The following is a 16,061-nucleotide window of genomic DNA, read 5'->3' on the forward strand; positions in this document are numbered from 1 at the left end:
GAGGTTTTTGCGAGCCTCTGTGAACGATTCAATACGGGAAAAGGTGGAACCCAATAATGGATATGTTCATTAAATGTATTAGAGTAATTTGTCTTGGTTATGGAAGATTTTTTCATTATAGCGGCGCGTAAAAGATATTAATAAACTTCAGCATTTTAGTTTTTTACAGCGCGAGAGGCGAGAAGGACACGTAAAAGATAAAGAGGAAAAAGGAGGGTATTTTTACCTGGCTTAACTACAGCTTTGACAAGTATAAGCCCGACTTTAAAAGAAGTAGAAGTTTTCAGAGTAAAAAGTTCCTTTCTATTTCGATCAAGTTCAGGCTCTATTGCTTCTAACTTCCTCTGTGTATCCTGTAGTTCTTTGGCCTTTACAGATAGCCTTATTCGTAAATGTTCATTTTGATCGGAAAGATCTTTGCACTCTATTATGTATTTTTGAATGTCCCCAACATATTGTACTTTCTCTTCATAAGACTTCTGTAATTTTGGCTCTACTGCTTCTAACTTCTTCTTTGTTTTCTGGTTAACAGACCTATTTTGTTGTCGGTAGAATTGTTGGGCCATCATTGGCCATCCAGAAAATTCCGCCATGGCTTTTCGGCACTCCACAACAACATCCATGAGTTTCCGTCGGTCAAAAGAATCCCCATGGCAATTCTGCAATACAGAATAAAGCTTTATTACATAGCGGTTTTTTATTTCATAATCATTATATACTGCCCGATTGAGCTGGGGTTTGACGCAATCGTTCATAGCATCTGAAACACTTCTTTCATTGCCCCAATACTCAGCCAACCCGGTATACTGCAAAAGTTGACTGCCTATCATTGCTGCCTTTTCTGAAAACCAGTCTTCATAATGAACAATGAAACAATTGCCTCCGGTATGATAAAGTGCTTCACAATTACGGTGAAGCCATGTCAGTTCCGCTATCTGTGGAGAATCACCGTATTGCTTATGCAAAGAGACCACAGTGCTTTGGGGATTACGCACTGTCAAAACATACTTTGGGACTATTTTGTATTTATTAAAGACTCGCGTCCATATTGGAAGAAGATTTGGTGTTCTGGGATCTTTAAACCCCCAGATCGTTGAAGTCTTGTTAATGTTTTTGAAAACTATACTGTGTACGTCATTATGAAAAGAGCTGATGTTTTGATTTTTTAAAAAATCTACAGGAAAAGGGAGATAAGGATGACAACTTAATTTAGAAAGAAAATTTTTTTGAATTTCCACAATTTCTGCATCTTCAAAAAAACCTGCAGGGTTTTGTTCAGATAAGGGGACCTCCTTCTCAGAAAGGCTCATTCCCAAAATGTTTAAAATTCTGGTTAAAAGGGATGTTCCTGTTCTCCCAGCACCTAGAACGACAATAATTCTATTTTCTGTGCTTGATTGAGTGTTCATCTTGAGCGATCTTCTCCTAAAAAATAATCGACAGTAAGAGCGATACCTCTTTCAAGATCCATGGAAGTCTTCCAGCCCAGGATCTGCTTTGCTTTGCTAGTATCAGAAAAGTTTCGCTTTACATCACCTAATCGAGGTTGATCATATTTGATGATTATCTCTTTACCGTGTGATTTGATAATTCCTCTGATAACATCAGCAACCTCATCAACTGTTCTCTCGCGTCCTGAAGCTATCTGAAAAGTTTCTCCGCCGATATCTTTGGTGATAGCCAGCTCAATAGCCTTGATAAGATCATCAATGTAAATAAAATCTCTGGTTTGGCTTCCGTCTCCATAGATATAACAGGCTTCACCTGCTAATGCCTGACGGATGAATTTTGCAACGACACTGGACTTCTTTTTTGATCGCGGACCATAAACATTTCCAAACCGTAGACAGACCGTGCTTACACCAAAGGTTTGATAGTATGCTGAGCAATATCCTTCACCAGCCAACTTGCTCGCTCCATAGGGAGAGACAGGATGGGGCGGCAGTTCTTCATGAATAGGTGGCTCTACTGTACCTGCAGGAGCTCCGGATGAGGCAAAAACAAATTTACTGACGTTATTGTGCCGGGCAGCTTCGAGCATGTTAAAGGTACCGATAACATTGCTTTCCATATCCATACGAGGGTTTTTTACAGAAGGTGGTACACCTGTATTGGCAGCTAAATGAACAATACAATCAACGTCTCTGCAACATAATCTTGTGGTTTCAGAATCCCTAATGTCTCCTTCCACTAAAACTATGCCTGCATGCATATGGCAATTCTCAGCAGTAGAAATCTCATACTGGGTAATTTCTTCTAGGTCCGCGGGTGTACCTTCCTGAAAGTTGTCGAGTATGCGGATATTATTAAATTGCTTCTTGGCAAGTAATTCGGCAATCAGGGAAGTTCCAATAAAACCGCATCCGCCCGTAATCAATATCGTTCTGCTCTTATTCATTTGTAATCCTGTTGAAATATTTTTTGTCGGCATCTGGCCATATGTAAGGCTCGCTCTTTATCCACTGCGATTTGTTCACGCAACAATCTCTCCGGATCGTTTTTGTATGCAGCCATTTCATAAAACATTTTTTCCCATTGATCATAAGTATCTTTTGCCTGGTATTTCTTTGCATCATAAAGAGCTTGATTCCCGAGACTTTCACGCAGATGGGGGGAGTTCATGAGTTCTGTTAGTGCTTGTGCCATCTCTCCACCTGTTATGTCGTCTTTTACCAAAAGTCCATTCTTACCATTTTTAATCAATTCATTCGTTCCGGGGCAACTTGCTAATCCCACGCTTGGCAGGCCATGCGCCATTGCTTCCAGAACACAAGTTGGGCAGCCTTCGTTTAATGATGGAATAGCATGAATGTGTGCTGCAGCATACTCAGCGAAAATATCCTTAGTGGCGGGATGGAAGAAAACCCTGTTTTTTAGTTGAGATGATGCAACTTTATTCATAATAACGGTATGATAGGCATTGTCCATTTTTAATGGAGATCCAAAATTGTGTATCTCCCAATCGGGAAATTCCTTTTCTATTTTTATAAAAGCCTCTAATAAGAGAAGAAAATTTTTGTTCTTTTTATGTCCCCCAATGATAATAATTTTATTGGGTGCCAGACCGTTGCCGGCAGGAGTGGCTCTATTTGACACATCAGGTACTGAGTTTGGGAACGCTCGTGTATTCTGCCGGATATATTGGGGAAAAGATTTTTCATATCCAGGCATTACCATTCTGATTCTAGTCGCTGCTGAAGCAATCAACTCTCTTTCCCAACTAGAATGTGCTATTCTGCCTGTTGTATTCCTCCATGTCTGTAAACAGATACGTTTCGGGTTGGAGCATTCCTGCATACCGAATGGAATTTTGCTTTCTGCATTTAAACGAAAAAAGTTCATGATATGTCTGGCAAAGTAAAAAACAAAAAAAACATCATAACCCTGCTCGATTAAGTTGTTCTTGTATTCATAAGGAGGAATCGACTTGTTCCAGGGAGCGAATAACGCATCTTCATGCTGTTGATATGCAGGTGCTCCTGAACCATCAAAGCCGAGACACACCAGGTGTCCTCGCTTGATCATTTCGAATGCAAGATTGGTCACAATTCTTTCCGCTCCTCCTCTCCCGTGAGAAAGAGATTCGCAGAAGAGAAACAGTTTCAATTTATCACCCATTAACTATCTCCATGAGCAATGGTGAAATGTGATTCTTTACAATCGATTGATAGTCACAATTATGAACACTTTTTATATTGGAAGTAGAGACCTCAGTAGAAACACCATTTATGGCACATTCTGTCACATTATCAACAAAAGAATTCAATTCGTTTGAAAAGAGTTGAAAATGCAAACCATGATCTTTCATCTGCTGAATATGGGCTGATGTATCCGAAGCAAGAACATGAAGTCCAGCGGCTGCATATTCAATTGATTTGAGAGAAGGAGATCTGTCATACTTTTCATATGGGACATATGCGATTCCAGCATCATAATCTCCTAACTTCTGGAAAAGATCTTCCTGATTTAACAAGCCTTTAAAGAAGATATTTTTTTCCATGTGTAATTTTGAAATAAGCTGTCTAAGTTTATTCTCAGCAGGGCCTGCTCCATATAAGTCAAGTGTCAGAAATCTCTCTTTATTCTTTTGCACGGCATGAGAAAAGTAAGAGATCAAAAAATCTAATTTTCTGAGATTGTGAAAAGAACCAATAAATACAAACCTAGTACAATACAGACATTTACTCTGGTAAATTTTGGGAGTAAATTTTGACGTATCAATTCCTATGGGAATTGGCGTGGTTTTTTTTAATAGAAGCGGAATCCATGTCTTCACACTGTGTCTGCTTAAAGTAATAATTCCATCAACATAAAATTGTAATAAGAAATGCCCGTTTCGGATTCTTCTTCTTCTGCTCCCCTGTTGTAGTAAAGGTGTACGGAAATCAGCAATCCATTTAATGCCGGGAAATAAATGATGAAGCGAGAAAAGGTAGGCTGGAGAAGATGGTGAATTGAATAAGTAGATAATATCTGGAACGAATGAGCGTAAAATCTGATGAATTTTATTCAGAGAATCCGATTTGCTACGATCTTTAATCTTGATTACCATTAAGTCATTATTACGATGAACTACATATTTTTCTTCATTAGGCCTGTCCGGAGCTATGACAAGAATATCATGTTCAGAGGATAACACTTCGATTAAACGATAGGTTCCTATCGTTCCTCTTACTCCAAAGCATGTAGGAATAAAAAATAGTATCTTTAGTTTGTTGTTTGACAATCTACTAACCTTCAATAATTTATATAAATATTAGACAAACAGATCGCGTAGATTTACACCGTTGGACGGGCTTAACATGTCCATGACAGCCAAGTTCGGCAGATGCCATGTAGGCCCCGAGACATTTTTTGATACCATATTGAAGTTGCCCAATATAATATAGTAATCCATTTTATCTTGAATATTCCTGTACAAGGATGAGTTTGTCGATCCTGAATTGTTATCTTGATACCCTTCATCTGAAAAAACAGCATGGCAGGTAAACGTATTGTCTGCATTAGAAAAATTTTCTTCATAAAATTCAGAACTTGCAAACACAAGTGAGGGGCAATGTTTATTCCATTTAACTATCTGATCTTTCTCCTCTAAATAGACACAATTAAAAAGAGCTCTGAACAACTTCGCATCGACTGATTTCAGGTGCAATAATGCATCGGCTATATAGTGCTCACCATAGTAGGCATCCTCGTCCATCCGGAAATAGTAGGCTCCCTTCGCAACTGTATTGCCTATGTTTAAGGCTGCACCGGCGAATTTCTCCTCCGGAACTGGAAGGATACGGATATTGTTACTATTGATGGATTGGGAAATAGATAACATATCTGGATTGTTGTTGTTAACAACAAGTATCAATTCTTTATTCGGATATTTCTGCTTCGTAAATGTTTCTACAGAACTTGAAATTTTGTCTTCACGGCTGGTAGGGGTTACTATTGATATTGCAGGATACTCGTCATAATTGTGGGTGATGTTAAGTAAACTACATATTTTTGCTACACGATGAGAAAAGGTATGCTGCTGATAGATACATCTCCATTGGAGATGGCCGATTCTCTGGCGATAGAGATCATCTTGATGAAAGGATTCAAGCATAAGAAGCAAATCGTCATCATGCTCAAAATGAGAAATCAAACCATGACGAATATCCTGTTCATCAAGAATGCCCCTATGAAGAACCGGTACCCGACAGGCAGCGGTTTCCAGCGTTTGCCATTGCTGTAATGTCTCAGTTCGTAATGTGGTTTCTGTTGTTATTGCGGTTTCTGTATGTTTCAAAAGATTTATTAGATCATTATATTGTATTGTCCCGAGAAAATGCTTTTCCAGGAGCGGAATGTCCTTAATTTTAGTCTTAAAGATCTCGGCTTGTGATTCAATGATTTTTAATCCGTACGGTACGATCTCATGCAATATTTCCAACTTATCGTGCAAACGATAAATATCTGTAAAGCCATCATAGAGAACATTGATTGAAAATTTCGGATGGTCCGGCTGAAATTCTGTAAAACGATTATGAATAGCAGGTTGGACGGCAGGCAAAAGGACTTCGGTCTTGAGTCCATCCTGATTCATCAATTCCGCTTCTTTGGCATCCGCGCAAAAGACTACGTCGAAATTTTCTGCAAATGCACTGTAATGGCTGTGATAAAGATGGCTTTGAGTATTCCAGTAAATGGCGGGTATTGATTTCTTTTGAGCGTATGCAATTATCTCAAGTAATTCTTGCTTATGCTGAGAATGAACATATTGCCCGAGGTACCAATGACCGGTTACGGTCTGCCAGGAAGATTCAACTATTAAAAAATCAATATTTCCAAAGTCAAGAACCATTACCCAGTTTTCCGGAGTAAGCAGGTATAATTCACCTTCATACCGTAATCCGCGGTAGAGCCGTTCATCGACAATAGCAGCTATCCTCAAGGAAGAATTTAATTTCTGCTTTCTTGGCTTAAAGGCAGGAACAGGGGGAACCCAGTAATGAATACTGTTGATAAGCTCGTCAGAATATGATCTTTTGTTCAGCGCTGATTTTTCGGCTATTTTGTTAGATGTTTCTACCACTGCATTCCTTTATATATTACATCTTTGCGGATATTCTGTTTGTACATTTCCACGACTTTGAACATAGAGGCCAGCGATTTATCAGTTAAATAATGTGGTTCTACGCCGAGTTCGAGCAATCCCTGGTAGGTGGGGTTATAGTAGTGTTCTTCCGCCTCCTTACGTGGGTTGTCAACTCGTTGTATTTCTACCGGATATCCTAATGTTTTTCCAACCTTCTGGATTTTTTCAGCAAGTTCATTAACGGAAAATGTCTCCATTATTTGATTATAAATCCTAAGCTTACCTGGTGAAGGTGGATTAATAGTGCTCTTGTGGATACATTGCAATGTATCATTGATATTGATATACCCCCTGGTCTGGCCACCTTTACCATAGACTGTCAAAGGGTAGCCAACAATGGCCTGGGTTATAAAACGGTTTATTACCGTGCCAAAAATCTCATCATAGTTGAAAATAGTATTTAGTCGCTCATCTACATTAGATGCGTCAGTTTTAATACCATACACAGGACCCTGCATTAAATCGGTAATTTTCAGCCCCCATGTACGTACTGCAAACCACATGAGATCAGTGTCCATAATTTTGGTGGTATGGTAAAGGGAGCTAGCCTGCCTGGGAAACAAAAAAGTATCTTTTCTGCCCTTGTGTTCAATTTCCAGCCATCCTTCTTCTATATCTATATCAGGGGTCCCGTATTCTCCCATGGTACCAACATGTACTATATGGGTAGCACGATTGAAATCCCGGATAGCGAACAGCAAATTGTTGGTGATGAGCAGGTTATTTGCCAGCGTGAAGTTGGCATGTTTGTAATCCAGAAGCGAATAGGGGGCCGATGGCTGCTCAGCATAATGAACAACAGTCCCGGGTACTCCGGTAAATGATTGATCGATTGCCCACTGGTACTGAACGCGTCCGTCGAAAAATGAACGCATGAGTTCCGGATCCTGGAGATCGCCTATGACAACTTTGATTTCTCTACCTGTTCTTTCATGCCAGATCTTGGCTCTTTCAATAAGAGTAGGAATGGGATAGAGCATTCCTACGTCTAACTCTGTACAGGCGTTGCGGCGAAAATAATTGTCCACGGCAGTGACTTGATACCCCAACTTTGAGAAATACATGGCCGTAGGCCAACCCAGATAACCGTCTGCGCCGAGAATGAGAATATGTTGTTCTGTGTTCATAATTCAGTTTTAAATAGAAGGAATAGGAAGGGAAGTTACTTCAGGTTTCTTTGAACCTTTTAATATCTTCGGCACACTTTGGCAAAGGTATTTTTTTTAAAGACAAATCTGTAATCTCTCTGTCTGAAAAGGAGCGACGTCCTTGTATGAGCAATTCAGCGGCTTCTATGGATAAGAAGCCGGAGGTTGAAAAAGTATTCTCCCCAATGTATGGATTATGCAGGTCATTCAGGCGGAAACTTGTTACCTTCTCATCAAGATCCTCAAGATATTGATCAATATTGGCTGAAGTAAGCACATTTGTACCAGAGCCTATTTGCTCTATAATATAATTGTTTACAGCGAGATGGTAGTGCCCTGAGTCCTTATAGAGACGTAAATCATTGGTGAACTTTTCTCTATCGAAGCCATGTATCCGTACGTTGGTGAAACCCTCCGTATCGAGAACGAACTGCCTAAGTATCTGCAGATAAATTTTATATCCTTTCGGGTTGCTCATTTTCATCTTCTGCATTCTTAATGTCGGATAAGCTGTCACTACAATATTAAATATAGTGTCGGGATGCTCTTTGAAAATCGGCAGCAGGTTGTTTTCTAAGTTTTCATTATAATGAACAAACCACTTACGTGACAGTGGCACCTGCTCTGTTAATTCTTCACGATTTAAATGATTCAGCTTTTTTCCAGTTGCCAAATTCTGATATGGAGGGGCACCGCGTAATATTTGATCAGCAACAAAACCAGGTCGGTTAAAAGAGCAAATATTTTTCTCGTACCAGGATGTTGCCCGGTCAAGTTGATTTTCCTGGCTAAATCCATCGGATTTCAAAATTTGATTTTTTTGTTCCTGTTTTTGCTTATAATATTTTTGTAGGTCGAGGGTTAAAAAGAATCGAAGATCGTTTAATCTATTACCATCAAAGAGGTATTCCTGAATAGGTATTTTGAGGTTTTTTAATTTCTCTGGTCGGATAAAATTATAAATATATAGCCCCCACAGCACGTTTTTTATCTCGTGCTCTAATAAGACAGATCTTGCCACTACAGCTTGTTCATAGAGGGAGGAACCATCCATGGTGAGGCTATAAACTTTTTCCCAGTGCAGCTCTTTCCTTAATTTAGAGGGAAGAAAATTAGCGGCGTGAGAATGCCCAATTATGACAGATTCGATATCATATTGATTGATGACTCCGGCGTGCTGGTATCGTTCAGCTCCACGTCCGCCCAATATTATCGCAGGTTGCTCAAGGTCTTTATGAATTATTTGAAATGGATCTATATAAATATTGTAAGCGAGTATAGACGCTAATGGAATTATAAGTCCGGCAACTGCGAAGATGGCAAATTTTTTGGAAGAGAGGAGCATCATGAAAACCTAGAATTGGAAGTAGATAAATTCTTGGATATTGCTTTGATCGAGAAGGAGAAAAAGTGACGTGGCGGACAAAATGATGATTGCACAACTCCAGAGAAGAGTAGGCTGGTATGAAAAAAGAAAAACTCTTGCGACTCTGAATGGATTCTGATAGACCCGTAGCCCTCCCGGCCAATTATTCATGATATTCTGAGTGTTTGGCAGAAAAAAAACTACAACTATAATAGGAACTACATATTTTAATGCGTCAGTCATTTCTTCTATTTTGAGCACACTACAGCAGGAAAAAGATTGGAAATCAATCATGGCTATGAGTATTTTACTGGCTGAAGCAAAATTCTCTGCCCGGAAAAAAACCCAAGCGACAACAACACAAATGAAAGTCAGCAGATGAGCAACAAATTCTGGAAGCCGAATATTTGTTTTGCTCCACAATCTATGGACAATAAGAAAAATTCCATGCAATCCCCCCCATAGCACAAAAGTCCATCCGGCTCCATGCCATAAGCCTCCTATTAGCATTGTGAACAGCAAGTTCATATATCTTTTCTTCTCTCCAATTCTGCTACCGCCAAGAGGAATGTATATGTAATCTCGTAAAAACCGAGATAGAGTTATATGCCAACGTCTCCAGAACTCGGCAATGGAAAGGGATTTGTATGGTGAATCAAAATTAATGGGAAGACGTATGTTGCACATAAGGGCAAGGCCAATGGCCATGTCGGCATATCCGGAAAAGTCAAAATACAGTTGCATTGAGTAGGTAATCGCACCAAGCCAGGCTTCACCTGCCGAAATTTGCTGAGATGTATTCAATGCTGCATCAAAGATCTTGTTGGCATAGGGAGCAATGGAATCCGCAATGACAACCTTCTTAGCTAGACCGATAACAAAAATAGTGAGACCGGCAGCCATATTATCCCAGTTCAACCATTGGCTATTCTTCTCATGAAATTGAGGCATCATTTCGGCATGATGAACAATGGGGCCGGCTATCAACTGCGGGAAAAAGGTGACGAATAAGCCATATTCCCAGATACCTTTTTCCTTTTCAGATACTCTCCCCTTATAGGAATCGACTAGCCAGGCGATTTGCTGGAATGTAAAAAATGAGATACCTAAAGGGAGGATGATTTCCCCTAAATTATATGAATTTCCTGATATATCATTAAAAATTGATGTGAAAAATCCGGCGTATTTATAATAGCCTATTAGAAGAAGGTTTAAAGTGACTCCTAGATAAAGAAAACTTTTCTTTCTTGATGAATTGAGCAACAACCCGAAATAGTAATTGCACACCAATGAGCCGATAAGAAATGGCACATATTTAGGATTCCACCATCCATAAAAGAATAAGGAGCACAAAACCAACCATATTATGCTTAATCGCTTACTGCGTTTTCCGAGCAGAAAATAGCCCGTGAGGCAGATGGGAAAGAAAAGATAGATAAATTCAAAGGAGTAGAATAACATAAGGTTCTATCTTTCAGACCTTTAGTCCTCAAGCAAATTATTCTCTAACAGAAAATTGCGTAATGTTTCTTTATCAAGGGGTTTTTCAATACTTGAATTGTATGGGTTGGAAACTTCGGTAGAGATAATATCAGAATATTCATAATTGATATCCTGATACAGGCTGCGAAACGCAGGTGGAACGGCAAAATAACGTTGAAGCTCTATAGCTCTTCTTGTTTCCTCCAGATTCATCAGCTCTTCATACATCTTCTCGCCAGGTTTGACCCCGATTGTATTGATTCGTATATCTTCGGGATTCCGACCATATCTCGGAGCCAGTTCCTCTATCATGACTTCAGCTAGATCTTTTATGCGGATAATGGGCATTTTGGTGATAAACACTTCTCCTCCACAGGCAATGGAGGATGTTTCTATTACGAGTCTCACAGCTTCTTTAATGCTCATTATAAATCGCGTCATTTCCGGGTCGGTTAGAGTAATTGGCCCACCTTTGCTGATTTGCTCTTTAAAAATGGGTATAACCGATCCACGAGAACCTAAAACATTCCCGAATCTCGTGGATGCCAAAACCGGTCCACGACATCGCTGTGAACTATTGGCAGCAGCTATAAGACGTTCTCCCATCAGCTTGGACGTTCCCATTACATTGGTTGGGTTCACCGCTTTGTCAGAACTTGTGAAAATTACCCTTTCCGCATTGTTGTCGATAGCTGCCGTAATAACATTCTGAACCCCGATAATATTGGTTTGAGCAGCCTCAAATGGTGAGCGCTCACAGAGAATCACATGCTTAAATGCAGCTGTGTGAAACACCACCTGCATGTGCTTCATCTTTCTGGTCAATTTATAGCGGTCCCGGATATCAGCCAGGAAAAAAGATGCATTCTTATCGGAATAATCTTGATCTAAATGGAATAATTCACTCTCATTATTGTCAAGTCCAATAAGTTCATCAATTTCATAATCTGCCAAAAGTTGTTGAACCAGTTCTTTTCCTATGGTTCCACAGGCTCCTGTGACAACGACTCGTTTACCTTTTAAGTGATTCATGTTTTATTTTGAGTTAATTAAGATTAGTTGTTTGGATCGCAAGAGTAATTATAGCGGAATCTGCATTTATGGGAATTTTTGAGATAAACCAATCGCTTCTTAAAAAAAGCTTAGTTGTTCTACATGACAACATACAGCAGTTGTGTTAAGGGCAGAAGAAATCACTATATTTACCGACTATTAGAAAAAAATTTATATACTAAAGTATATTCTTATCAAAAGTCAAGATTAGTATCAGTTACCCGACCTTTATATTGCTTCTCTTGCATTGTTTTTATAAGCGGAAAAGGTTGAAGTGAAAAGAGTAGGGCTGTAAATAACTGTTGATGCTTTGCTTGTTTAATAAAGCTTATGTTCAGATATTCTATAATCTGGGGATTTTCATGAATGTTCTTGTTACCGGCAGCAACGGCTTCGTAGGTTCAGCCTTAATTGAACATGTGGCAGGTATAAGGAAATACCAGGTCATCGCTGCCTACAGATCTTTATCTATGGGTTCAACGGGAAATGCGGCTACATTAGCAATTGGAGATCTGGGTAGCCTGGCTGATATTACCACATCATTAAGAGCTGTAGATGTTGTCGTGCACACAGCCGGCCTGGCACATGTTTTTAATACTTCACGGAATTTTCTGGATGAGCTGCATAATATTAATGTCAATGGCACAGTTAATCTGGCAAGACAGGCTGCAGTTGCAGGAGTAAGACGCTTCATCTTTATCAGTTCTGTCAAAGTCAACGGAAATGAGACACAACCAGGTAGACCCTATTCTGAACTAAGCCCGATTGCCCCCGTAGATCCATATGGAAGGTCAAAGTTTGAAGCAGAAGAGAGGCTGCGTCAACTGGCAGACGAAACCGGAATGGAAATTGTTATTATCCGGCCTCCTCTGGTGTACGGGCTTGGGGTAAAAGGTAATTTTCGAAGATTGTTGCATCTGGTTGATCTAGGAATTCCCTTACCGCTTGGCGGTGTCCGTAATCAACGCAGTTTAATTGCTCTGGATAATCTTGTTGATTTTATTATAACCTGCATTAGCCATCCAGCCGCAGCAAATCAGACATTTTTAGTTTCAGACGGTGAAGATCTTTCTACACCTGAATTGCTACAATGTCTTGGGAAGGCAATGAATAAACCGGTCCGATTAATTTCTCTTCCAGTCAATGTAATCGAATTCAGTGCCTTGCTTGTAAGGAGAAAAAAAGAGGTAAAAATGTTGTGTGGGAATTTGCAGGTAAATATTGCTCGTGCCCGGGAAATGCTGGGGTGGACTCCTCCTGTTACAATTGCAGAGGGGCTCCGTCGAACCGTAGCCTGACTAATATTTCCTTTTCCGGCCAATCTGTTGTTCGAGATTGTAATAACTCATGAAAAAAAGGGGGTGCGGACCTATTACTGTCGTTTTCTTTGACATATAACATGCAACTTATTAATACATGTTGGTTTTTGCGATATCCTGAAAGCCTTAGCCGTGATCACCAATAATGTGTAGCCTTGTTTCCAACTAAAACTCACCTAGAATTTCTAAGTAATGCCATTTTTATCAGTAATAAATTCACATCTCTGGATAGCTTACTCGCTAATACTGAATGGTTTTCTTTTGAGCTGTTTATTATCATCCCATTCAGCGGAGTATCGGGATTTGATAAAAAAGTTTGAAGCTAATATCGTCGCCTGTTTTTTCCTTTCGCTCGCAATCAATGGTCTTTGCCTGGCAATATTATTTCAGTTCGATCTAAGAATTGACTATGTCAAATTTGTAATTCCTCTATTGACGTTCTCACTGGTTTTTCTATGCATTTTATCAGGAGCATGGAAAAATATAAAACTTAAGGCGATATTGACGCTATGGGGTCTTGTTAGAATTGGCACCTATGGGTTTGTGTTTCTTATTTTATGCTATAATGGTGGACTGATCGAATTGATCGCCGACTCATGGTATCATTTGTCCTTGGCTAATAAAATTAGTGAATTTAGTACATTTAGCGTCGACGGCCACCTAAACGGTGTGACAGAAAAAAACTATCCTCGGCTATGGCACGGCAACCTCGCTTTACTGCACAATCTGTCGGGCTCTTCTTTTCCCATGCTTTGGAATTCAGTAACGGCCTGGATCGGTGTTTTTAAGGTAATGGCGTTCTACTTATTCACTTTTGGTTTGAGTAAGTCTGAAAAAGTTGCAGCCATCAGTATTGTTTTGTTCGTATTATTGCCTGGAATGGGGGATTCTTACCTTCGTGTATCAGCCTGGCCTTCTCATATCTCATATACAGCCTGGTTTGTTCTTTTTTTTCTCACTTTTCAGTTATTTGATAGGCTTTCTAATTCTTATGGAACTGAAAAGAAAGAGATTTTTCAAGGTTCTTTTGTTTGTAAACTTGTAAGACAGCATAAGGTTCACCTGATAACCTTTGTATTTGTTTTTTGTATTGTTGGTCTTTCTCATTTAGCCGAGATTGTCTGGTATACCTGTGGATTGTTATTTTATGCTATTGCCCTTATATTCTGCGATACTTTTATGAAGGGTAAAATAGAGTTTCAGGAGCCGGCCTTTCAATTTTTGCGCATCTATATGATTTGCATCTTCCTGGCAATTCTGCTGATTACAGTAATGAATTATTCTCCACTGGTTTTGGAGGGAAAAACTAACATGGGAGTATATCTTCTTATTGCGCTCGTCGTATCTATCACAGCGGCGCTTCTTGGGTCGGTCTATACTCCGTGGAAAAAAGCTGAATTATTTGGAGTGAAGGTACCGAAAATATTGCTGTTCATCTTTGTTGTGATGGTGCTGATGTCGGTTGATGTAAGACAGGTTATTTCTCTCTTCATACCTCATATCGGATATAAAAAATCAGTTATTAACGAGGCACCATTAATACTTTCAGGGTTGCTTGAGGGGTGGGGGAAGCTGCCAAGTTGGCATATGCAGCTGCGGCCCGGTCTTTTATATGTCGGTGTGACGGCGATTGCCTTATCGATTCCTTTGGCCTTTTTTAAACCCGGCAGGTCATCATGCTTTCTTTTAGGAAATTCAGTAATTCCATTTATCATACTGGTTTCCCCATACTTTTATACCTGGTTCTCCGATATGCTGCAGTACCATTCAGCATGGCGTGTCTCTTTGTTGATTTTTCACCCTATTATATTAGCATATTATATTTCTATGTCCTGGGATTTAATCATTGGAAAAAAAGTGCATGATGTTGAAGTATAAAACAAATATTTTAGGAGTTATTGTTCTTGTTTTCTGCCTAGTGTTGATAGGTAAGGAAGTGAAATTTCATTTTCAGAAAGAAAGAATTACAGAAAAACTTCAACATTTTTCGGCGGTACGGCATTGGAGTATACATTTTGGTCCTCAATATGTGTATTACAATAGCTCCTTAAGGTACGAAAGCGACTTTAAGCACATACGAAAACATGTGGAGCCGAAATCTGCTCTTTTGTCCGACCTGGCAACCAGTTATTATGCAGCGGCTGCTCTACCGGTTTATATAAGAAATACCCATAGACACCATGGATTGAAAAGGTTTGCCGGTCTGCAGGGTTTTTTACAAAAAGGACATCTATGCTATTTGAATGATCCTTACCATAGCATGAAGCTTTTAGCATATCTTGAACAAGACGCATTACTTGCAAGGAAGAATGGCTGGCCTGCCTTAAAATATATCATCATTAATAAAGACAAAAAAAACAAGGTGTTGTATAGAGACTGTATTGCAACTAATAGTCGAAATATAATTGAAAATATTTCTTCTATTGCATCAATAATTTATGAGGGTAAGTATTTGAATCTTTATGCACTAAAGGATTTTTAATATTACTCGGCGGAGTCCGATAAATACCTTAATGGTATATTAAAGGTATTGGATTTTAACGTAATTTATTTTCTTGCTTTTATGACTTACTCTCAGGATTAAGGCACTATTAGTCCTTGGAGTTTGTTGGCAATCTTTTCTATTATCCCTGTTCTGAAAAAGACAGTTTATTAGTTCATAAATTTTTGTTAGCATGCGAGTTTTTCGTTGCATGGTTTCCTGATGATTCTAGAGCCTGAAAAAGCAGATCCATAGCTTTTACAGCCAAGCTTTTTTTTGAAACATCTTATGAAATTGAGAGTAAGTAGCTTGAGGGTTCCCCGAGATAATTGTAGATTTTAAGCAGCCTCAGTTGAATCGACAATTGGTATGATATGTCGTAAAAAAGGAACATGCGAAGTAGATAAATAATATTAAACAATATTAAAATAATTAAATTGTACGACATTATGGGCAACATAACACAATCAGCGCTAGTCGAGCCAAACGATTTAACATACCATTCTGATGGCTTTTGGAGTGTTGAAAGCGACAGTGGATTTAGTTATACCGATGGAAGTTCATCGGAAAAATCACTCAA

Annotated in this window: 12 protein-coding genes; 3 read left to right on the top strand and 9 right to left on the bottom strand. The window is 39.2% G+C overall.

The annotated features are described in order from the left end of the window. Positions 1 to 155: 155 nt before the first annotated feature. The 9 genes from JWG88_RS00395 to JWG88_RS00435 are packed head-to-tail and all read right to left on the bottom strand — an operon-like array spanning position 156 to position 11,659. On the bottom strand, positions 156 to 1,409 hold the full coding sequence (locus tag JWG88_RS00395; RefSeq protein WP_205231702.1) for a hypothetical protein: 1,254 nt from the start codon (positions 1,407 to 1,409) through the stop codon (positions 156 to 158). Then, a complete protein-coding gene (locus tag JWG88_RS00400) occupies positions 1,406 to 2,398 on the bottom strand; it encodes an NAD-dependent epimerase/dehydratase family protein (RefSeq protein ID WP_205231703.1) in 993 nt (330 codons plus the stop codon). The genes JWG88_RS00395 and JWG88_RS00400 overlap by 4 nt, the downstream gene beginning before the upstream one ends. Further along, entirely contained in the window at positions 2,395 to 3,618 is a 1,224-nt protein-coding gene (locus tag JWG88_RS00405; RefSeq protein WP_205231704.1) for a glycosyltransferase, read from the bottom strand. The genes JWG88_RS00400 and JWG88_RS00405 overlap by 4 nt, the downstream gene beginning before the upstream one ends. Continuing rightward, positions 3,611 to 4,726, bottom strand: a complete 1,116-nt coding sequence (locus JWG88_RS00410) for a glycosyltransferase family 4 protein (RefSeq protein ID WP_205231705.1) — start codon at positions 4,724 to 4,726, stop codon at positions 3,611 to 3,613. The genes JWG88_RS00405 and JWG88_RS00410 overlap by 8 nt, the downstream gene beginning before the upstream one ends. Positions 4,727 to 4,756: 30 nt before the next feature. Then, positions 4,757 to 6,568: a glycosyltransferase gene (locus tag JWG88_RS21800; protein WP_205231706.1), complete on the bottom strand. Its 1,812-nt coding sequence runs from the start codon at positions 6,566 to 6,568 to the stop codon at positions 4,757 to 4,759. Beyond that, positions 6,562 to 7,758: an NAD-dependent epimerase/dehydratase family protein gene (locus JWG88_RS00420; protein ID WP_205231707.1), complete on the bottom strand. Its 1,197-nt coding sequence runs from the start codon at positions 7,756 to 7,758 to the stop codon at positions 6,562 to 6,564. The genes JWG88_RS21800 and JWG88_RS00420 overlap by 7 nt, the downstream gene beginning before the upstream one ends. 40 nt (positions 7,759 to 7,798) lie before the next feature. Further along, positions 7,799 to 9,127: a hypothetical protein gene (locus JWG88_RS00425; protein ID WP_205231708.1), complete on the bottom strand. Its 1,329-nt coding sequence runs from the start codon at positions 9,125 to 9,127 to the stop codon at positions 7,799 to 7,801. A gap of 6 nt (positions 9,128 to 9,133) precedes the next feature. Further along, positions 9,134 to 10,606 (bottom strand): MBOAT family O-acyltransferase, encoded by a 1,473-nt coding sequence (locus JWG88_RS00430; protein WP_205231709.1) that lies wholly within the window; start codon positions 10,604 to 10,606, stop codon positions 9,134 to 9,136. A gap of 21 nt (positions 10,607 to 10,627) precedes the next feature. Then, positions 10,628 to 11,659 carry a polysaccharide biosynthesis protein gene (locus tag JWG88_RS00435; RefSeq protein WP_205231710.1) on the bottom strand — a complete coding sequence of 344 codons (1,032 nt, stop codon included), beginning with the start codon at positions 11,657 to 11,659 and terminating at the stop codon, positions 10,628 to 10,630. A 383-nt stretch (positions 11,660 to 12,042) separates the two neighbouring features. On the opposite strand from JWG88_RS00435, the gene JWG88_RS00440 reads away from it, so the two are divergent. The 3 genes from JWG88_RS00440 to JWG88_RS00450 all read left to right on the top strand — a co-directional run bounded on the left by JWG88_RS00440 (position 12,043) and on the right by JWG88_RS00450 (position 15,481). Continuing rightward, positions 12,043 to 12,978, top strand: a complete 936-nt coding sequence (locus JWG88_RS00440) for an NAD-dependent epimerase/dehydratase family protein (RefSeq protein ID WP_205231711.1) — start codon at positions 12,043 to 12,045, stop codon at positions 12,976 to 12,978. A 324-nt stretch (positions 12,979 to 13,302) separates the two neighbouring features. Beyond that, the gene (locus tag JWG88_RS00445) at positions 13,303 to 14,877 is read left to right on the top strand and encodes a hypothetical protein (RefSeq protein ID WP_205231712.1); all 1,575 of its coding nucleotides are present in this window, start codon (positions 13,303 to 13,305) and stop codon (positions 14,875 to 14,877) included. Then, positions 14,861 to 15,481 carry a hypothetical protein gene (locus JWG88_RS00450; RefSeq protein WP_205231713.1) on the top strand — a complete coding sequence of 207 codons (621 nt, stop codon included), beginning with the start codon at positions 14,861 to 14,863 and terminating at the stop codon, positions 15,479 to 15,481. The genes JWG88_RS00445 and JWG88_RS00450 overlap by 17 nt, the downstream gene beginning before the upstream one ends. Positions 15,482 to 16,061: the final 580 nt, after the last annotated feature.

The organism is Desulfopila inferna, assembly GCF_016919005.1.
Lineage (GTDB): Bacteria > Desulfobacterota > Desulfobulbia > Desulfobulbales > Desulfocapsaceae > Desulfopila_A > Desulfopila_A inferna.